This is a genomic window from Streptomyces olindensis (assembly GCF_040645895.1).
Lineage (GTDB): Bacteria > Actinomycetota > Actinomycetes > Streptomycetales > Streptomycetaceae > Streptomyces > Streptomyces olindensis.
This window is the reverse complement of the sequence record NZ_JBEYZD010000005.1, coordinates 48,407-67,136: the sequence shown is the minus strand read 5'-3', so window position 1 is coordinate 67,136 and position 18,730 is coordinate 48,407. Positions and strand designations below refer to the sequence as shown.

Sequence of the window (18,730 nt, the reverse complement as noted above, 5' to 3'; positions counted from 1 at the left end):
AGGACGCGGGTGCGATCGTCCAGGGCCTGCCGGTGGTGGTCGGCTGCCTGCGCGTACTGGCCCATGCCGTCCAGAGCTTTGCCCAAGCGATGGCGGCTGGCGAGGCTGTCGGGGTGGTCCGGCCCCACGACGCGGGTCTGTGCCTGCAGGAGGTGGCGGCTCAGCTCGTGTACCGATGCGTAGGCGCCCGCGTCATACAGCATGTCGGCAAGCTGGTTGAGGGTGCCCGTGGCATCCGTGAGATCTTGTGGCGTCGCGAGGTGGTCGAGGAGGAGCGAGAGGTGAGGGGCGAGAAGCCGGGCTTCGGACCAGCCGGAGCGAGCCGCTCGGACGGTGTCGTGGACGGCCATGTTCAGCCGCGCGGCCACGGCCCGGCGCCACACGGTGAGACCTGGAGTCTCCTGTGCCAGGGCTAGGGCGCTGATCTCCCTCACCAAGGGGTGGAGGACTACCTGGGCGGGCAGATCGTCCTCCATCGTCGGCCGCGGGTGAGGGCCGGCATCCTCGGGCAGGCCGAGCAGTCCATAGCGGTGCAGGCCCGCCAGCGCAGCCTCTACGCCCGCGATGGTGGCGGGTTCTCCCGTCACCGCATGGAGCAGGTGGGGATCGATCAGAGACAGCGGGACGGGGGCCGGCGCCAGCAGGGCCAGGAGTCGCAGCAGCGGCCGGGCCAGGACGTGTCCTTCTGCCGCGAGCTGGTCCAAGGACAGCTCCCAGGTGTGGCGGACAACGGTACGGGCGACGTCCGGACGGGAGGCATCCGGATGTGCGGCACCCAGCAGCGTGCCCAGATCCGCGTCCAGCGCCCGGCGGTAGCGTTCAAACGTACGGTAACGGCTGGTGGGGGTGGCCAGGTAGGAACCCGCCGCCCGTAACGCCAGGGGCAACCTGCCCAGGCGCTCCGCCAGTTCCTGCGCCTTCTCAGGTGTGCCGGCCCGGGATGCCGCGTCCAGCAGCACCTGCCCGGCATCGGGCAGGGCCAACGGTTGCAGCGGCAACAGGCGTGCGCGTCGCCCCCATGTCTGTTCGCTGGTGTCCCGGCTGGTGATCAGCAGAAGTCCGCGCCCGTGGGGCCGTATCCAGCCGCGGTAGAGCGCCACCGGCTCACCGTCCGGGTCCAGGGCGTTGGGTTCGTCGATGTTGTCGAGCACCAGCAGCCATCGGCGCGCGGAGGCGAGCTGCCGCCAGACCACGTCCGGCAGGCTCTGCCGGCCGGCCCGGGCGGCTTCCAGCTCCGCCTCCGGCAGTCCGCAGGCCACCGCGACCCGGGTCATCTGCTGTGCCAGATCCAGCGGGTCGCGCCAGCGCACCCAGAACACCTGCCGGCCGTCTGCCTCGGCCAGGGCCGCCAGCTGTGCGGCCACCGTGGTCTTGCCCAGCCCTCCCGCCCCGCAGATCACCGCCAGTTCCTCCTGCGGCCGGTGCAGCATCCCGGTCAGGAGGGCCAGTTCCATGTCCCGGCCGCGTACCCCCTCGACATGCGGGCGTCGCAGCGAGCCGTGCCGGCTCCCGGCCAGCCGGTCCACCGGCGTCAGCCGTGCCGTCGCCGGTTCTCCGAAGTCCAGGTGCCGACCCCACCACAGCAGTCCCACGGCGCCCGCGAGCAGAAGGGCGAACACGGGCCACACCACCCATGGATCGGCGGCCCACCCGGGCACCGAGACACTGGCGTAATTGGTCACCAGCCCCAGCCCTGCCGTCACCACCGCCGCGGCACCCGCCACCGCGGACCCCGCCCACGCATCCCGCTTGCGCGCCATCCCCGCCCCCTTGTTCTCTCCACCATGCCGCTATCCGCCACCCGACATGACGAGTTCCGAAGCACTCACCGACGCAGGGCCATCGGATCGTGAGCCGTTCCGGTTGCAGCGGTCAGAGCGTCAGCGCCGCTGAACCGGCCGGCGACGGGAGCACGGCGTGCGACAGTCAGGCCCGGGCCACCCGTCGCGACCATCGAGGACGTTCGCGGTAGTCCCGGCGGGGCTCGCGGCAGTTCGCCAAGACAAGAGCGAGCAATCACAGGACAGTAGCCGCACTCCGGAGAAGCTGCCGACCAGCAGCTCCGCCGTTTGTGCCACATCGACGTGTGGCAGTAACTTGCCCCTGTGCCCTGGCCTCGCCGAGCTTCAGCACGGTCTGGTCGATCCAGATCTGGAGCCGGTCAGGCGGGTCGCCGCGCGGATCGAGTTGGTGTTGTCGGCCACCAGGCAGGCGACGCTGAGGAGTTCATCGGCGCGTTGGGCCACGGGCTTGCCGCTGGCACGGCGGGGGGACAGGCGCGGGGTCCATTCGGGCCACAGGGCGGTCGGCAGCATGCAGACCCTGGAGTCCTGGGTGGTCGGGGGGCCGGTGGAGTGGACGGCGGTGCGGTGGCGCAGGCGCGCCCCCGGCATCAGCTTGGTCGCTCGGCTGCAGCGCAGTGCGGCTTCGAGTGCGGGCGAGATCGTGCCGCCGAGGGCGACGACGTTGGCGGGGTGGAGCGGGCGGCCGGTGGCGGCCACGCGGTCGGTCAGCCACTGCACGGCCCGGGCCGCGGTGCGGATGTTCTTGGCGTGCAGGATGCGGATCGCTGCAGTGACCGCCACGGCAGCGGCAGCGGCGTCGCCGGGGGCGTAGTAGCTGTGCGGATCGATGCGCCGGGTGTCCGGCACGCGCTGCGGATTCGCGGGCAGGGGGGCGGCGCGGGTAGCGCTCGAGACGGTCCAGGACTTCGGGCGGGGGCACCGGGTGCAGGTCGTTGGAGGTCGCGTGGTTGAGGACCAGCGCCCCCAGAGTCTTCACATCGCGCAGTAGCACCCTCAAAGGCGCGCTGCCTGGCCCATACAGAGGCCGGCGCATCATGCGGCCCGGGGCCGCAAGGACGGTGTTGATGAGGCGTTGGGTCTCTTCCAGGGCCCCGTCGGGAGCGATGGCGGTGACCGGGGTGTCGGCCAGGGGGTGGTGGCAGCGAGGGGGCCGTGGTCCGCCTCCCCGGCGCCGCGCTCGAGCACAGCCCCGGACGGGGAGTTTCCTGCCGGGGATAAGCGTGGAGGCGGGGGATCGCCGGCAGGTCGGGCAGCGATCGGCCAGCAGCACATGGTGCCGGGTGCAGGCGAAGGACCAGCCCATGCGCCAGGTCACCTGCCAGCGTCCGCCGCTGTCCGCCAGGCAGGCGGGGCAGAACCGGGACCCTGCCCGGCCTCACAGCGCCTGCCGGTGTACCCGCCGCTGTTCGGGCGGGATCACCACCGCATGCGGGTCGAAGGGCTGAAGGGTCATCGCCACGAGAACGTCTTCGGCGACACCGGTAACCTCGGCGATGGCGGCCAGCTCGTCGCGGGTGGCCAGGGTGGTCCGGCGCGGCAGCACCGGGACGGCCAGGGCTGCGGTCGCGGTTCGGGAGGCCGAGGGCGCTGAGCACGTCCGTGGACGGGCAGTTCAGGCGGGCGGCGAGGAACTCCAGCCAGGAGTCCAGGGCCTCGCCGGGATACGGCGTGCACCGGTCAGCTGGCCCGGACGGAACGTGCCTCTGGACGCGCTCGGTGTGCGCGTCGACCTCGTCGACCGGATGTCAGCAGCCGCTCCGCAGCGTCGAGCCCGGGTGCCCCGGCAGCCCTCACCGCCCGTCGGGCGCCTCGGGCAGCCGGATGAGGTTGAGCCGGTACTCCTCGACCTGCGGCAGCCGTTGCTGGGCGAGGCCGGCGAGCATTTCCTGGAGCGGGGCGGGCAGTGTGTCGTGCATCGGCCGGGGCAGGCTGCTGAGGGTGTGTGAGGCGAGTACCGTCAGCCCCGGCAGCCGCTCGGCGAGCTCGTCCGGGCCGGTGCAGGACCACTGCATCCGTGCGTCCACCTTGCTCAGCGCGTCGTGCTGGTCCTGGGTCGTGACGATGCCGGGGCCGGCGGTGTCCAGGGCCAGCAGGGAGCCGGGGAAGCGGTCGGTGAGGAGCCCGAGGACCTGGCGTACGTCCGTCTCGGCCAGATAGGGCAGGACGGCTTCCGCGGCGAGGAAGTAGGGACCGCCGGGCCGGGAGGTCACAGCGTCGGTCCAGGCCGCGTCCGTCACCGAGGCGGCGATCGTCGTCCGGTGCTGAGTGTCGCTGAAGAAGGAGCGGCGCAGGGCGATCACATCGGGCAGGTCGAGGTCGAACCAGCGTGTGCGGCGGGTGTCGAGGCGCTCGTACCGCGTGTTGAGCCCGGCCCCTATTTCGACGACCGTCCCGGTGGGGTGCGTGGCCAGGAAGTCCGCGACCCACCGGTCGAACAGGCTGGTGCGCAGCACCGCACCGGTCAGGCTCGGCAGATCGTCGAAGCGGGCGAAGTCGTAGTCGATCGAGGCGACGATCTCCTCGGCCCGCTTGTCGCGCAGGACGGCGTCCGGCTTCCGGTTGTCCACCGCGCGCCCGTACAGCGGGATCAGAAGGGTCTCCTGGACCGTGCCCAGCCGTACACCGTGCTCTGTCATACCGGCCTCCCGATTCGGTCTTCGTGGACGGGTGTTCCGGGCCGCTAACGGCCGAGGCCACGCTCGGCCGGCTCGTTGAGCAGCGGGGTCTCTCGGACCGTCATGTCTCCCTCTCGGGTGTGCGAGACGGACGCTACATGAAAATGGATCCCATTACGAGGGTCTGGTCGACCGCCACCCCCCACCCGCCCGGCGGCTGTCGACGCGCTGGGTTTCGGTGTGCGGCCGAGGCTCAGGCCGATGCTGCCGTGCCCGACCGTCCGACCGCCCGACCGCCCGATCGACCGCCCGCCCGCACCGGCCGCCGTCAGGCGCGGCCCGGCGGTCAGCGACCCACGGGATCGCCTTCGGCGCCGTCGGTCCGCGTGCGCAGCATCGCGTGGCCGCCGTGGCCCAGGGCGGTGTCCAGCTTCCAGCGGGCGGCTTCACTGCCGGTTCGGGCGTCGAAGACGTGGACCTCACCGTGGCCGCCGCGGGTGACGGCGACCCAGTCGGAGCCCGGCGAGGCGGCCACCGCACGGCGTTGGACGCCCTCCCAGGGGGTGCCGCCGCGGCGCGGTGCGCCGTCCATGGCGGGCAGCGGGACACGGCGGGCGGTGTTGTCGGCGTCCAGGAGGATCAGTTCGTCGCCGTCCGGGTGGATGCGGGTGAACGCGGTGTGGTGGTGGGCGAGGGCCAGCCGGAAGACCAGGCCGGGGCCGAGGTCTGTCAGGCTGGTGCGGTTCGTCGCCAGGTCGTGGTGCCACGCCTGGTTGGTCCATTCCGGCCACCGCAGCGGGTCCGCGGGGCCGCCCCGCAGGGTCGACCACAGTGCCCGTCGCCGAGGATCGAGCCGCAGGTACCAGCCGCGGGCAGGCGAATTCCAGGGAATCGTCCGCTCCCGGACGAGCGTGTCTCCCTCACGGCGTGCCCGGTGGACGCCGTCGCCCGTGGCGGCGAACACATGGCCGGAGTGCGGGTCCTGGGCGTCCCCGTGTCCGTCGTCCGGCAGCGGGAGGTGCGCGTGGGGTGCGACCGCGGGACAGCCGGGCGGGGCCCCAAGCAGGTCGGCGAACCGGTGGACGGCCAGCGTGCCGGGCTCCCGGTGCCGTAGGACGACCAGCGGATCACCGTCGCCCAGGACCGTCACCCCCGGTTCGCCGACGCGCGTGCGCACCCGGGCCGTGTCTCCCGTCATGAGGTCGACGACCGTCAGCAGGTCCGACCACGGCTCGCCGTTCTCACCCACACCCGTCGTGACGGCCGCCCACCGGCCGGACGGGTCGCAGGCCAGGTGCTCGGCCGGCGCGGCGACCGGGACGGCGGTCTCCACCAGGTCGTCGCCGAAGGGGTCGAGCACCAGCAACTCGCCCCTGCGGTCGTCGACGCAGGCCGCCCGCCCACCCGGCAACGCCAGGAACCCGGCGTGCTCCGAAAGGTGGCGGCCGGTGAGGCGGCCCGTCTCGGTGCCGTCCGGCAGGGTCAGTACGTGGAGGGATCCTTCCACGTGGTCGGAGACGAGCAGCAGGGCAAGGGCGGCTGTCATCGGGGCCTCCATGGAAACAGGTCTGATTGAAAACGATTATCATGTATCTTCGGGGCGTTCCGGGTCCCTGAGAAGAGAAGAAGCGAGGGCATCGATGCTGCGCTCACCGTCGAGAGTCGTCCGAAGCTGGATCACCGCAGCGCTAGTGGGCTCGGTACTGGTCGGGTGCGGCTCGTCCGGCGAACCGGCGGGCGACAAGGCCGCCGCGGCCGGTTCGAAGACCGACGTCACCGTCGAACCCATCAAGGCGACACGGGCGTTGACCGACACGGGCGGCGTCAAGGTCTCCCTCGGGAAGGAACCCGAGCGCATCGTCTGCCTGTTCGCGCTGTGCGACGACATCCTGACCGAGCTGGGCATCGTCCCCACGGCCACGAACAGCGCACTCCTCGCCCACCCCGACTTCCTGGGGGAGGAGCGGGCGAAGAAGGTCGACGTCATCCCCGGCGGGTTCATCGCGCCGGAGGTGGAGGCGATCCTCTCCCACAAGCCCGACCTCGTGATCGGCCTGAAGGACACCCACGGCAAGCTCGCCCCGGCGCTGAAGGACGCCACCACGTTCTGGCCCATGCAGCCCGAGACGTGGGAGGACAGCGTGGGTTACCTGCGCGATGTCGCCGCGCTCACCGGCCGTACCGCCGAGGGCGAGAAGGCCGAGAAGACCTTCCGTACCAAGCTCGCCGAGGCCGAGAAGGCCAGGAGTGACAAGACCGCGCTCGTCATCTACGGCAGCGACGAGAACTTCGGCGTGGCCACCCCGGAGACGGACGTGGGCGCCAGCCTGTTCCCGAAGCTGGCCGACTACCCCTGGAAGTCCCGTGGCGTGGAGGGCAGTTACAGCCTCGAGGAGATCCTCGCGGCGGACGTCGACGTGCTGTTCGTCGAGACACTGAGCTTCGGCGAGGCGGACGGCAAGCTGTCGGAGAAGCTGGCGAAGAACCCCCTGTGGGGCAAGATCCCGGCGGTGAAGAACGGCGACGTCCACGAGGTGAACTCCGAGGTGTGGGCCAAGGGGCGCGGTACCCGTTCGCTGGGCATCGTCCTCGATGAGGCCACGGCCGCGCTGCGGTGAGCGCTCCCACCGCGACGCACACCGCGGCAGGTGACCCGGCATCCGGCGCACGGCGATCCGTGCGCCGGGCGGGAGCATGGCAACTGCCCGTTGTCGTCGCCCTGTTGGTCGCCGCGTCGGCCTGCGCGCTGAGCCTGGGCACGCCCTACGTCCCGCTGCACCGGCTGCCCGGTGCGCTGCTGGACGCGGACGGCACGCTCGCCGGGATCGTCGTCACCGAGCTACGCGTGCCCAGACTGGTGCTGGCGCTGGTCGCCGGGGCCTGTCTGGGCACGGCGGGGCTCGTGCTGCAGGAGGCGCTGCGCAACCCCCTGGCCGTCCCCGAGATGCTGGGCGTGTCGTCGGGGGCCGCGCTCGGGGTGGCCGCGCCACTGGTGCTGTCGGTCTCCCTCCCCGCCGCTGTTCAGCCTCTGCCGGCCATCGGCGGGGCCGTGCTCGGCGGCGGGCTCACGCTGCTCGCCGCGGGGCTGGGGCGCAGTCCGTCCGCCGTGCTGCTGACCGGCGCCGCGGTCGCCGCCGCCTTGCAGGCCGCGCTGCTCGTGCTGATGGTGATGGCCGACCAGCTCGACCTCCAGCTGATCTACCGCTACCTGCTCGGCTCCCTCTCCGCCCGCACCTGGGACGACGTCACCGGGCTGTGGCCGTGGCTGCTCGTCGCGGTCCCCGCGCTCGTGCTGTGCGCGCCGGTGCTCTCGGTGCTGCGGCTCGGGGACCAGGACGCCGAGGCGCTGGGCGTGCGCGCCCAGCGGGCCCGGCTGGCCGCGCTGGCCATCGCCGTCGTACTGATCGCGCCCGTGACGGCCGTGTGCGGGCCGGTGGCGTGGGTCGGGTTCCTCGCTCCGCACCTGGCGCGGCGGTTCGATCCCGCGGCGGACGCGGTGCGCTGGCTGCCCTGGTCCGCCATGTGGGGCGCCGTCGTCGTGGCCGTCGCCGACGTCCCGGCCCGCCTCGCGCTGGCGCCCGTGGAGACGCCGGTCGGCGCGTGGACGGCCCTGGTCGGTGTGCCCGCCGGGGTCGCCATGCTCCGGTCGGGCAGCCGCGGGCCGGCGGCCCGCCGCCGAGCGGCGGGCGCCCCTGCCGCGGCCCCGGCGCCGCAGGGCGCGGAGGTCGTGCCCTCCGGTTCTTCGGAGAAGGAGGAGCCTTCCGCGGGCGCCCGGGAGGGCGTCCGGCACGGGGCTTCCGGGAGCGACGGCCCTTCCGGTGCCGCCGCCTCACACGGTGAGCCGACCGGAGCGGAGGAGGTCCGGTGAGCCGGCGTTTCGCGGTACTCGCCGCACTCACCGCCGTATGCGCCGGCGTGGAACTCGTGGCCGGACGCGGCATGTCCCCGGCCGCGGTCTGGGACGTCCTCGGCGGGGGCGGCGACACGACGGAACGGCACATCCTGTTCCAACTCCGGTTGCCCCGCCTCCTGGTGGCCCTCGGTGCGGGGGCGTGCCTCGGTGTGGCGGGCCTGGTCCTGCAGTCGGCGCTGCGCAACCCGCTGGCCGGACCCGAGGTGACGGGTGTGACGCCGGGCGCGGTACTCGGCGCCGTCGCCGCGACCGGCCTCGGACTCGCGGGATGGGAATCACCCCTGGCGGTGGTCGTCGCCGCGTGCGTGGGCGGTTGTTCGGGGGCCGCGCTGCTGTGGCTGCTCGCCGGACGCGGCCGCAGCGACCCCGCACAGACCGCCGTGCACGGGGTGCTGGTGTCGGCGGTGCTCGGCGGGCTCACCGCCATGGTGCTGCTCGTCGCACCGGGCGAACTCGGCAGCGTCGTGCAGTGGCTCGTCGGCACCACGGAGGGCCGGGTGTGGCAGCACTGGCACCTGCTGTGGCCGTGGGCGCTGGCCTGGGGCGCGATGGCGTGGCTGCTGACCGGGCCGCTGACCCTGCTGCGCTGCGGGGACGACATCGCCCTCGCCGCCGGGCTGTCCGCAGCCCGCGCCCGGGCGCTCGCCCTGCTGTGCGCGGTGGCGCTGACGGCGGGCGCGGTGGCCGCCGTGGGGGCGCTGGGGTTCGTCGGGCTGCTCGTACCGCACCTCGCCCTGGCCGTCTTCGGCGCCGACCTGCGGGCGACCCTGCCCGGCGCCGCACTGGTGGGCGCGGCCGTGGTGTGCGGGGCGGATGCGGCGGCGCAGCTGTCCTCACGGCTGCTGGCGGCCGCGCTGGACTCCGGGCGGCTCACGCTGCCGGTCGGGGCCCTCACCGCCTGTCTCGGGGCCGCCCTGCTGCTGCTCGTCGTGCGCCGCGCGCCGAGCCGTACGTTCTGATGTCGACCGAAGGACAGAGCATGACCGACTCCGTGGGGATCCGCGCCGAGAGGGTCCACTTCGGCTACCCCGGCCAACCTGTACTGCGCGGCGTCGACATGACCGTCGAGCCGGGTGAGCTGACCGCCCTCATCGGCCTCAACGGCTGTGGGAAGTCAACCCTGTTGCGGCTCGCCGCCGGGCTGCTGCGGCCGGACGAGGGGCGCGTGCTGCTCGCCGGGGACGACCTCGCCCGGCTGTCCCGGCGCGCCACCGCCCGACGGGTCGCGCTGCTGCACCAGTCGGCCCCGGCCGTCCCCGGCATGACCGTTCGGCAGCTCGTCCGGCAGGGGCGGTACGCGGCGCGCGGCCCGCTCGGCATGCTGCGCGAGGGCGACGACCCCGTCGTACGCCGCGCACTGCGCGACGTCGGTGTGGAGGAGTGGGCCGAGCGTGATGTCGACGCGCTGTCCGGGGGCGAGCGGCAGCGGGTGCGGCTCGCGATGGCGCTCGCGCAGGACACCCGGGTCCTGCTGCTGGACGAGCCGACCACCTACCTGGACCTGCACCACCAGCTCGATGTGCTGCAGACCGTGGTCCGGCTGCGCGAGGAACGCGGGCTCACCGTGGTGATGGTGCTGCACGACCTGGCTCACGCCGCCCGGTTCGCCGAGCGGATCGTCGCGCTGCGCGACGGCCGTGTGGTGGCCGACGGCACGCCGAAGGAGGTGGTCACGCCGGGGCTGCTCGCGGACGTCCTGCGGGTGGCCGGCCGGGTGGGCCGGGATCCCGAAGGAGGCTGGCCCGTGTGTTACCCAGATCACCCTCTCCCAAGTCTAGAATATGAAAATCATATTCATTAAAGTTCCTGGTGTGGCGCTCAGCGGAACGCCGCATCTCCCCGATGAAGAAGGAGAGTCCATGGACACCGAGAAGGTCTTCGCGCCGATCGCCGACCCGGGTCAGCTGGCTCACGCCTCGGCCACGCACTCCAACGCGCTCGTCGAGAACCCCTTCGAGGACACCGAGGAGTAAGCGAGGGTCCAGCGCCCCCGATAGTGGGCCCGTCCGTCACCTTGCGGGCGGGCCCACGCCCTTCCAAGGCCCCTTTCGCACAGGAGGATCGACGTGTCCCGCAGCCAGCTCGTGCCCGGTGTCGAGGTCGTCGCTGTACCCGGGCGGGGTCTCGCCGTCCGTACGGCCGAGGGGGAGTTCCTCAGCGTCAGGACGGGCGACGCGGACGAGGAAACCCTGCTGTCCCGCCTCTCCGGCACGGCCGCGGGCGAGCCGGACGACGAACTCGACCGCGTCGTCCGGGCCTTCGAGGACGCCGGGTACCTGGCGGACGGGCCGCGGCGCCCGCGCTGGCCCGCCGACCGCCGCGACGTCCGGCTGCTGGGCGACGCGGTCCTGACCGCACCACTGGCCGCGCTCCTGCGCGCACAGGGCGCCGACCCGCGAACGGCCGCCCACAGCGGCACCTCACCTGACGACCTGTCCGCCGGAGATCCCGCCGCCGTCGTGTGGTGCCTCGACGGGCCCGTGCCCGAAGGGCTGTGGGACGCCGCCGACCGGCTGCCCGAGCGCGGCATCGCCTGGCTGCGCTGCCACCGCGAGGGCTGGCAGGCGTACGTCGAGCCCCTCGCCGCAGCCGCCGGGGACGTCACCGCGGCACACGTCCGGGCCCGCCGACTCGCCGCCACCCCCGCGCATCGCGAGCTGGCGGCCTACTGGAGCGGACCTCGTACGTCCGGCGCGCCCGCACACCTCACCGCCCCGGCCGCGGGGCTGCTGGCCGCCCTGCTCGCCGACGACCTCAGCCGGTGGATCACCGGCACACCCGACACGGGAGGCCTGCCCGCCCGGCGCCGGCTCCGGCGCGTCGACCTGCGCACGCTGACCATCACCGAGCACCCCGTGCTGCCCGTCCCCGACGTCGCCCCGATGCCGAAGCAGGCCGGATGACGCCGTTCACGGTGGCCGTCGAGGGGCTCGCCACCGACATCCACCTCCCGGACGGTGACGGCCCCTTCCCGGCCGTCCTCATCCGCACGCCCTACGACCGGACACGGCACCGCGCCGAGCTGCGCGGCTGGGCCCGCCGCGGGTTCGCCGCACTGGCCCAGGACGTACGGGGCCGGCACGCTTCGGCGGGGGAGTGGCACCCGTACGAGAACGAGACCGCCGACGGAGCGGCGACCGCCCGCTGGATCCGCCGACAGCCATGGAACGACGGGCGGTTGGTCGCCGTCGGCGCCTCCTACGCCGCCCACTGCGCCCTCACCCTCGCGCTCGACGCGCCCACCGACGCCCGGCCCGACGCCGTCATCGCCGCCGTGCCCGCGCTGGGCACCGCCGAGACGGCCCGCGAACCCTCCGGGGTGGAACGGCTGCTGGCCCGCGCCGGGTGGTGGGCGGCCCACGGCGACCGGCCGGACTCCGACGAGAGCGCCTTGGCCAAAGCCCTCGCGGCGGACCCCGGCCTGCTCACCCATCTGCCGCTGACCGGCCTCCCCGACCGGCTCGGCCGGAGCCTGCCCTCGTGGCCCGGCCTCTGGCGGCACCGCGAACGCGGGCGGCTTCTCGCCGGAGCGGAGCACGCCGGGATGCCCCTGCTCGCGGTGGGCGGCCACCACGACCACTTCGCCGAGGACACCGTCGCGCTGTGGCGCCGCTGGGGCGGTCCGTCGGCTCGGCTGCTGCTGGGCCCCTGGGGGCACGGCCTCGGCGCCGAACCCGGCCCCGACGCCGGGCCCGCGCACCGGGTGAACCTCGGCGAGCTCTACGTGCGCTGGGCCCGCCGCGCCCTCGCCGGGGACCTCGGTCGCGGGCACCGTGGCGCGGTCGGCCTGGGCGGCAGCCCCCTGTGGACGCCCGCCGACGTGGAGGGGGAGCCCCGCGCACAGAACGTACGGCTGCTGCACGGCTCCTCCTTCACGGCCGACCCCGAACGCCCCATGTCGTCCGCGGACCTGGCTGTCCCCAGGAACGGTGCGCCCGACCGCTGTCTGCTCGTCACTCCGCCGCTGCCGCGTCCGCTGGACGTGGTCGGCCCCGTGGAGGTGCGGCTGCGAGCCACCGCCGACACCCCGTCCGCCGACTGGGCCGTCCGGCTGGTCGCCCTCACACCGCGAGGGGTCGCTCAGCGGCTCGCCGTCGGTGTCGTCCGACGTGAGGAACCACCCGGCGGACAAGGCGAGTTCACCGTACGACTCGGCCGGCTCGCGCGGCGACTGGCCGCGGGCACGCGGCTCCGTCTGGAGATCGCCGGGCACCACTTCCCGGCTCACGCCCGCAACCCGCACACCGGCGACGACCCGGTCACGGCCACCCGGCTGCTCGCCTCCCGGCGCGAGGTCGACGCCGGAAGCGTGGCGCTCCGGCTGCCCGTACTCATGTCCCGTCCCACTCCCACCGACCCGGCAGAGGAGATCCTGCGATGACGGCGCTGCCGCTGGAAGCTCTCGTCGACCCCGTCTGCGGCATCGTCCGCACGGTCAAGCCCGTCGACCACCCCGCGGGCGCACCGCCCCGCTACACCGCGCTCACCGCCGAGATCGCCGACGCGCGCCGGCTCGGCCTGTGGCCCGCCGACCGGGTGTCGCTGGGCACCACCTTCGGCGATCCCGAGGGCGCTCGGACAGCCGCGATAGCCGAGGGCATAGAGAGATACTGCGGCAACCGCGTGCCGCCGCCCGGCCACCGAGACGCCCCCATGCGCGCCACGGCCGCCGCGCTGGCCGAGAAGGGGCTGCGGCTCTACGGGCCGGACGAGCTGCCGGCCTACGCCGACTGGCAGTACGCCCGGGAGAAGTTCCCCTACCGCCCCCTCACCGCCGAAACGCCGTCCCTGTGGACCCGAGGCATCGAACGGCTGCCCGGGGGACGGACCGCCGAGGTGTGGGCGCCTGTCGCGCTCACTCACCTCAACTGGCGCCAGGGCGAACTGCGCACACTGCCACGCACCCACCACCTCAACTACGCGGGAATAGCCACCGGGCAGGGCTTCGACGACGCCGCCGAGCGCGGCCTGCTGGAAATCGTCGAACGCGACGCCCTCGAAGTGTGGTGGCACCTCGACGGACCCACCCGCGGCATCGACCCGGCCAGCGTCCCCGGTCTCACCGACGACCTCGCCGGATCCGCGCTCGACGTCCACCTCGTCGAAATGCCCTCCGAGTTCGCCCCCTGCGTGGCCGCGCTCGTCCACGATCCCCGCCTCGGCCTCTACGCCGCCGGGTTCGCCTGCAAGTACGATCCGGCCGAGGCCGCCCGCAAGGCCGTTCTCGAAGCCGTCCACACCTGGGTCTTCACCCGAGGACTGACCGACCCCGACGGCTGGGTCTTCCAGGCCGTCGAAGCCGGGCTGCTCGCACGCGGGCTTTACCTGGACCATCGTGCCGACGGCCGCTATCTGGACGTGTGCGGCGAACAGTTCGAGCACGTGCGGGATTTGGGGGCGCACGTCCAGGTGTGGCTGGACGGGCGGATGGCGTCCGAGGCCCGGCGGTTCACCGGACCGGCGCACGGGACCGTCTCCATCGACGAGGTCGAGCCCGGCAGCCGGGACCGGCTGGAACGCGCGCTCCACGAAGGTGGCCACCGCGTCATGACGTTCGACCTCACCACCGAGGACGTGGCCGAGACGCCCCTGCGCGTCGCCCGGGTCCTCGTCTCCGGGCTCCTTCCCAACGCGCCTGCCGCCTTCGGCTACTTCGGCTGCCCGCGCCTCGCCGAGGCCGCCGTCGCCCGGGGCTGGCGGACGAGCGCGCCGACCGCGCCGGAGGACTTCACCCTGGCTCCTCCGCCCCACATGTGAGGGACCTCCCCGTGGCCCTCACCCATGAGCGCGTGGACCTCGTCACCGCCCTCGCCCGCGCCCGTTCGCCCGAACAGCCCGGCCCGGACACGCCCGCCGGGCCCGCCGTCCGCGCTTGGCCCGGACCACCGCGCGGCCTGCCGCCGGGCGGCCCCGGCCGGCTGGACCTGGACCGGCTGCTCCGTCTCTCCCTGGCGGCTTCCGCCGGCTCCGGGCGGCTGCGGCCCGCGCCCTCCGCCGGCGGGCTGCACCCGGTGGACGCCGAACTCGTCGTGGGCGCCGGCTGCCCCCTGCCGCCCGGGCGCTACGGCTACGACCCGCTGCGTCACCGCGTCCACCGACTCGGCCCGGAACCCGACGGCACACCGTCCGGAGCGACCGTCGAACTCTCCGTCACCCCGCGGCGCACGGTCTCCCACTACGGTCACCGCGCCTGGCCGCTGATGCTGCTGGACACCGGCCACGTCGCCGCGGCGCTGTGGCTCGCGGCTCGGGTGCTGGGCAACGCCGAGCCGGTGCCCCGCTTGGACGGGCTGACCGAACACCCCCTGGCCGCGGTGCGCTTCGCCCCGCCCCCGGCGGAAAGCCCGGTTTCCCAGCCGCAGGTGGCGAGCCCGCCCGCGGACGTGCCCGCCCCTCGCGAGCTGCTGGCCCGCCGCAGCGTCCCGCCACCGCTCGAAGGCACCCCACCCCGGGACGTTCTCGCCTCCGTGCTCGCCACCGCGGTCCGGGCGAGCGCCGGTGAACTCGCTCTGTGCGCGGCCGTCGGCGCACCACGGCCCGGACTGGTCGAGTTGGCCCCCGACGGCACACTGCGGAGGCTTGCGGCGGGGGAGGCCCGGCCGACGCTCGCCGCGTGGGCCGCGGGGCAGCAGTGGATCGCGGACGCGGGCGCCGTGCTGCTCGCGTACGGCTGCCCGACGGACGCCGACGCTCCGCGGATCCGCCGAGCTCATCTACGGGCCGGCTTCGCCGTCCACCTCGCCCACCTGACCGCCCTGCGACACGGGCTGTCCGCCCGCCCCGTCGGCTCCTGGCAGCAGGCGGACCTGGGCGCCGCGCTCGGCGCCCCACCGGGCCGGGACTGGATCGTCCACGGCCTGGCCCTCGGCACCGCACACCCCGACGAGGAGAAGACCCCTTGATCGTCCACCCCGAGCTGCGCCGCGCCGCACGGCACGCACGGCGCCCCCTGCTCGCGGCCACCCTCCTGCAGGCGGTCGTCACCCTCACCCACCTGGCGCAGGCCGTCCTGCTGGCGGTCGCCCTCGCCGACCTGGCCCACGGCGTGACGGACCGGCTCCCGCTGCTCCTCGGCGCGGTGCTCGGCGTCGTCGCCGCACGCGCCGGGCTCGGCACCTGGCAGCGGCACACGGCCACCCGCGCCGGGGCCACGGTCAGGGTGGCGCTGCGGGACGAACTCCTCGCCCGCCTCGGACGGCTGGGGCCCGCACACCTGACCACCGCCCGCGCAGGGGCCGTCCGCACCACCCTCGTCGACGGGGTGGAGGGCGTCGACGCCTACGTCTCCCGCTACCTGCCCCAACTCCTCATCACCCTCGCCGTGCCACCCCTGCTGCTCGCGGCCTTGGCGGTCGTCGAACCGGCCGCCCTCCTCATCCTCGTCCCCGCCCTGCTGCTCGCCCTGGTCGGGCCGCGAGCCTGGGACCGGCTCCTCGCCAAGCGCGGCAAGGAACACTGGGACACCTACGAGGAGTTGGGCGCCGACTACCTGGAAGCCCTGCAGGGCATGCCCGCCCTGCGAGCCGCCGGCGCCGTCGGGCGCACCCGGGAACGGCTGGAGAAGCGCTCGGCGGCGCTGCATCGCGCGACCGTCGCCAAGCTGCGCGTGTCCCTCGTCGACACCGGCATCACCGACCTGGCCATCCAGGGCGGTACCGCGGCCGCCGCGCTCCTCGCCTGCTGGTCGGCCGTCACCGGATCCACCACGGCCACCGGAACCTACCTGCTGCTGCTCCTGGCCTCCGAGTGCTTCCGACCGGTCCGCGACCTGTCCCGCGAATGGCACGCCGGGTACCTGGGCGTGTCGGCCGCGGACGGACTCGCGGCGCTGCGCACCGCCGAACCCTCCGTCCCCGACACGGGAACGGCACCGGTGCACTGGCCGGTCCCGCCCGAACTGTGCTTCGACGACGTCGAGTTCACCTACGACGGTGCGGAGACGCCCGCGCTCCGCGGCATCACCTTCACCGCGGAGGCGGGGCGTACGACCGCGATCGTCGGCCCTTCCGGCGCCGGCAAGTCCACCCTTCTCGCCCTGCTCCTGCGCCACCACGACCCGCAGGGCGGCCGGATCACGCTGGACGGCCGCGACGTGACGCGGTACGCGCTGGACTCGCTGCGGCAGGGCATCGCCGTCGTCTCCCAGGAGACGTACCTCTTCCACGCGACGATCGCCGAGAACCTGCGCCTGGCCCGGCCGGGCGCGACGGACGACGAGCTGACGCGCGCCACACGAACCGCCGGCATCCACGACGAGATCGCCGCCCTTCCGGACGGTTACGCGACCGTCCTGGGCGAGCGGGGCGCCACCCTGTCCGGCGGCCAGCGCCAGCGACTCGCCCTCGCGCGCGCCCTGCTCGCCGACGCTCCGGTGCTCGTCCTCGACGAGGCCACCAGCGCGGTCGACGAACGCCGCGAGGCGGACATCGTCCGGGAACTGCTCGCCGCCGCGAGCGGCCGGACCGTTCTGGTGGTCGCCCACCGGCTCGCCGCCGTCCGGCACGCCGATCGCATCGTCGTCCTCGACGGCGGACGCGTGGACGCCGTAGGCCGGCACACCGCCCTCGTCGAAGCCGGGGGCGTCTACGCCGAGCTCGTCGAGGCGGGCCACGCTCACCAGGAAGGGCTCGCCGCATGAGCAGCACCACCACCGACCGCGGCAGTGCCGATCTGCCCGCACGCGGCTCGCTGCGTGCCCTGCTCCCCGTCCTGGCCGGGCACCGGATCATGATGGCCCGCACGTGCGGCGCCGCACTCGTCGAACAGGGCTCGCTCGTCGCGCTGCTGACGCTGGCCGCGCACACCGTCGGAACCGCCGTCATCGAAGACCGCGCTCCCTCGGCCGGTACGGTCACCGCGCTCATCGTCCTCGTCCTCGTACGTGCCCTGACGACCTGGCGCGAGATGGACCTCAGCCACGACCTGGCCTACCGGGTACTGGCCGAACTGCGCGTGCGCGTCTTCGACGGGCTCGCCCGCAGCGCTCCCGCCCGCGTCGTCGGCCGCCGCAGCGGGGACCTCGCCGCAACCGCCATGGCCGACGTCGAGGCACTGGAGTTCTTCTACGCCCACACCACCGCCCAACTCCTCGCATCCGGGGTGGTGTTCACCGGCGGTGCGGCTGTTCTGGCCACGGTGGAGCCATGGCTGCTGGCGGCGGTCCTGCCGGTGGCCGCGCTGCTCGCTGCGGCGCCCTTCGCCGACGCGCGCGGACGCGCGGCGCGCGGAGCCCGCACCCGGGCGGCCACCGCGAAGCTGTCCGCCGACACCGTGGAGGCCGTCGATGGACTGCGTGAGCTGCTCGCCTTCGGCGGGCTGGCCGAGCGGCGGCGCCGTCTGGGCGAGCAAGGCCGGCAGGTGGGGGAGGCCCAGCGTGCCGAGGCCACGTGGGAGGCCATGGCCGCCGCGGTCCGCGACCTCCTCATCGTGCTCGCGGTCCTCGGCGTGGTGGCCGCCGCGGCACAGTCCGTGACCTCGGGGCGGCTGCACGGCGCCTGGGCCCCCGCGGCGATGGCGCTGGCCCTGTCGGTGCTGGGCCCGGTCGCCGAGTCCGCCAGGGCACTGAGCCAGGCGGTGGGACTGCGCGCCGCAGCCGCCCGTGTCGACGCGGCCCTCAAGGCGCCCGCTCTCGCCCCACCGCCCGCCTCACCCCGTCCGCTCCCCTCGGGTCCGCTGGGCGTCCGGCTGCACCAGGTGCGCTTCGACTACGACGGCCGGCCCGTGCTGGACGGAGTCGAACTGACCGTCCCCGCAGGGCAGACCCTCGCCCTGGTGGGTGTCTCCGGGGCCGGCAAGTCGACCTGCGCCCACCTGCTCGCCCGTTTCTGGGACCCGTCCGGGGGCAGCGTCCAGCTGATACCCGACGATGGTCGTCCCGTCGACCTGCGAGACGTGAGCGACGCCGAACTCCGGCGTGCCGTCGCCGTGGTGGGCCAGGACACCCCCCTCTTCCACGGCACTCTCGCCGACAACCTGCGGCTCGCCGCGCCCGGGGCCGACGACGACCTCCTCGCCGAAACGACACGGTTGTGCGGCGTCGACCGGATCGCCCCCTTGGACACCCTCGTCGGCGAGCGCGGCTCCACCCTCTCCGGCGGCCAGCGCGCCCGGATCGCTCTCGCCCGGGCGCTGCTCACGCGGCCGCGCGTTCTCGTGCTCGACGAGACCACCGCCCACCTCGACAACGCCGGTGACGCCCAACTCGCCACCCTGATCGGCGAGGCGGACCGCACCACGATCGTCATCGCCCACCGCCCCGCCACCATCCGCCGCGCCGACCGTGTCGCCGTCCTCGAAGCCGGCCGCATCACGGAGGAAGGCACCTGGGACGAACTCACGGCCCGTCCCGACAGCGCGCTTGGCCGCGTCCTCGCCCTCACCTCGTCCTGACACCAGGA

General features: G+C 74.1%; 16 protein-coding genes and 1 pseudogene. 11 read left to right on the top strand and 6 right to left on the bottom strand.

Going from position 1 to position 18,730, the window contains the following annotated elements; translation table 11 throughout:
- The 6 genes and pseudogenes from ABZ948_RS04280 to ABZ948_RS04255 form a co-directional block, all read right to left on the bottom strand.
- The coding region (locus ABZ948_RS04280) for a tetratricopeptide repeat protein (protein WP_359757091.1) at positions 1-1,760 on the bottom strand (1,760 nt) is incomplete at its 3' end.
- Positions 1,761-2,126: 366 nt separating this feature from the next.
- Complete coding sequence (locus ABZ948_RS04275; RefSeq protein ID WP_359757089.1) at positions 2,127-2,651, bottom strand: hypothetical protein; 525 nt, start codon at positions 2,649-2,651, stop codon at positions 2,127-2,129.
- Between the two features lie 427 nt (positions 2,652-3,078).
- Positions 3,079-3,165 (bottom strand): annotated as a pseudogene (locus ABZ948_RS04270) (TniQ family protein); the annotation flags it as partial.
- 15 nt (positions 3,166-3,180) lie between these two features.
- Entirely contained in the window at positions 3,181-3,348 is a 168-nt protein-coding gene (locus ABZ948_RS04265) for a hypothetical protein (RefSeq protein ID WP_359757088.1), read from the bottom strand.
- A gap of 247 nt (positions 3,349-3,595) precedes the next feature.
- Positions 3,596-4,441 (bottom strand): class I SAM-dependent methyltransferase, encoded by an 846-nt coding sequence (locus ABZ948_RS04260; protein WP_359757086.1) that lies wholly within the window; start codon positions 4,439-4,441, stop codon positions 3,596-3,598.
- A gap of 325 nt (positions 4,442-4,766) precedes the next feature.
- Positions 4,767-5,966: a hypothetical protein gene (locus ABZ948_RS04255; RefSeq protein ID WP_359757084.1), complete on the bottom strand. Its 1,200-nt coding sequence runs from the start codon at positions 5,964-5,966 to the stop codon at positions 4,767-4,769.
- A gap of 94 nt (positions 5,967-6,060) precedes the next feature.
- Here ABZ948_RS04255 and ABZ948_RS04250 point away from each other — a divergent pair, with 94 nt between their 5' ends.
- From ABZ948_RS04250 to ABZ948_RS04200, 11 genes are all read left to right on the top strand, one after another.
- Complete coding sequence (locus ABZ948_RS04250; RefSeq protein ID WP_359757083.1) at positions 6,061-7,038, top strand: ABC transporter substrate-binding protein; 978 nt, start codon at positions 6,061-6,063, stop codon at positions 7,036-7,038.
- Between the two features lie 104 nt (positions 7,039-7,142).
- Positions 7,143-8,288, top strand: coding sequence for a FecCD family ABC transporter permease (locus ABZ948_RS04245; protein WP_359757082.1), 1,146 nt, complete (start codon positions 7,143-7,145; stop codon positions 8,286-8,288).
- Positions 8,285-9,292 (top strand): FecCD family ABC transporter permease, encoded by a 1,008-nt coding sequence (locus ABZ948_RS04240; protein ID WP_359757080.1) that lies wholly within the window; start codon positions 8,285-8,287, stop codon positions 9,290-9,292. The genes ABZ948_RS04245 and ABZ948_RS04240 overlap by 4 nt, the downstream gene beginning before the upstream one ends.
- A 20-nt stretch (positions 9,293-9,312) precedes the next feature.
- Positions 9,313-10,134, top strand: a complete 822-nt coding sequence (locus ABZ948_RS04235) for an ABC transporter ATP-binding protein (RefSeq protein ID WP_359757079.1) — start codon at positions 9,313-9,315, stop codon at positions 10,132-10,134.
- Positions 10,135-10,192: 58 nt separating this feature from the next.
- Positions 10,193-10,306 carry a streptamidine family RiPP gene (gene amiA / locus ABZ948_RS04230; protein WP_268256018.1) on the top strand — a complete coding sequence of 38 codons (114 nt, stop codon included), beginning with the start codon at positions 10,193-10,195 and terminating at the stop codon, positions 10,304-10,306.
- A 93-nt stretch (positions 10,307-10,399) separates the two neighbouring features.
- On the top strand, positions 10,400-11,236 hold the full coding sequence (locus ABZ948_RS04225) for a hypothetical protein (protein WP_359757077.1): 837 nt from the start codon (positions 10,400-10,402) through the stop codon (positions 11,234-11,236).
- The gene (locus ABZ948_RS04220) at positions 11,233-12,714 is read left to right on the top strand and encodes a CocE/NonD family hydrolase (protein WP_359757075.1); all 1,482 of its coding nucleotides are present in this window, start codon (positions 11,233-11,235) and stop codon (positions 12,712-12,714) included. The genes ABZ948_RS04225 and ABZ948_RS04220 overlap by 4 nt, the downstream gene beginning before the upstream one ends.
- Positions 12,711-14,090: a YcaO-like family protein gene (locus tag ABZ948_RS04215; protein WP_359757073.1), complete on the top strand. Its 1,380-nt coding sequence runs from the start codon at positions 12,711-12,713 to the stop codon at positions 14,088-14,090. The genes ABZ948_RS04220 and ABZ948_RS04215 overlap by 4 nt, the downstream gene beginning before the upstream one ends.
- A gap of 11 nt (positions 14,091-14,101) precedes the next feature.
- The gene (locus ABZ948_RS04210) at positions 14,102-15,235 is read left to right on the top strand and encodes a nitroreductase family protein (protein ID WP_359757071.1); all 1,134 of its coding nucleotides are present in this window, start codon (positions 14,102-14,104) and stop codon (positions 15,233-15,235) included.
- Positions 15,232-16,971 carry an ABC transporter ATP-binding protein/permease gene (locus ABZ948_RS04205; protein ID WP_359757069.1) on the top strand — a complete coding sequence of 580 codons (1,740 nt, stop codon included), beginning with the start codon at positions 15,232-15,234 and terminating at the stop codon, positions 16,969-16,971. Before ABZ948_RS04210 ends, ABZ948_RS04205 begins: the two co-directional genes overlap by 4 nt.
- The gene (locus tag ABZ948_RS04200) at positions 16,968-18,722 is read left to right on the top strand and encodes an ABC transporter ATP-binding protein (protein ID WP_359757067.1); all 1,755 of its coding nucleotides are present in this window, start codon (positions 16,968-16,970) and stop codon (positions 18,720-18,722) included. The genes ABZ948_RS04205 and ABZ948_RS04200 overlap by 4 nt, the downstream gene beginning before the upstream one ends.
- Positions 18,723-18,730 lie beyond the last annotated feature (8 nt).

What these genes read in the sequence shown, in the direction of transcription:
- ABZ948_RS04260 (WP_359757086.1), bottom strand. Translation starts at nt 4,441, where the DNA reads ATGACAGAGCACGGTGTACGGCTGGGCACGGTCCAGGAGACCCTTCTG.
- ABZ948_RS04255 (WP_359757084.1), bottom strand. Translation starts at nt 5,966, where the DNA reads ATGACAGCCGCCCTTGCCCTGCTGCTCGTCTCCGACCACGTGGAAGGA.
- ABZ948_RS04250 (WP_359757083.1), top strand. Translation starts at nt 6,061, where the DNA reads ATGCTGCGCTCACCGTCGAGAGTCGTCCGAAGCTGGATCACCGCAGCG.
- ABZ948_RS04235 (WP_359757079.1), top strand. Translation starts at nt 9,313, where the DNA reads ATGACCGACTCCGTGGGGATCCGCGCCGAGAGGGTCCACTTCGGCTAC.
- amiA (WP_268256018.1), top strand. Translation starts at nt 10,193, where the DNA reads ATGGACACCGAGAAGGTCTTCGCGCCGATCGCCGACCCGGGTCAGCTG.
- ABZ948_RS04220 (WP_359757075.1), top strand. Translation starts at nt 11,233, where the DNA reads ATGACGCCGTTCACGGTGGCCGTCGAGGGGCTCGCCACCGACATCCAC.
- ABZ948_RS04215 (WP_359757073.1), top strand. Translation starts at nt 12,711, where the DNA reads ATGACGGCGCTGCCGCTGGAAGCTCTCGTCGACCCCGTCTGCGGCATC.
- ABZ948_RS04200 (WP_359757067.1), top strand. Translation starts at nt 16,968, where the DNA reads ATGAGCAGCACCACCACCGACCGCGGCAGTGCCGATCTGCCCGCACGC.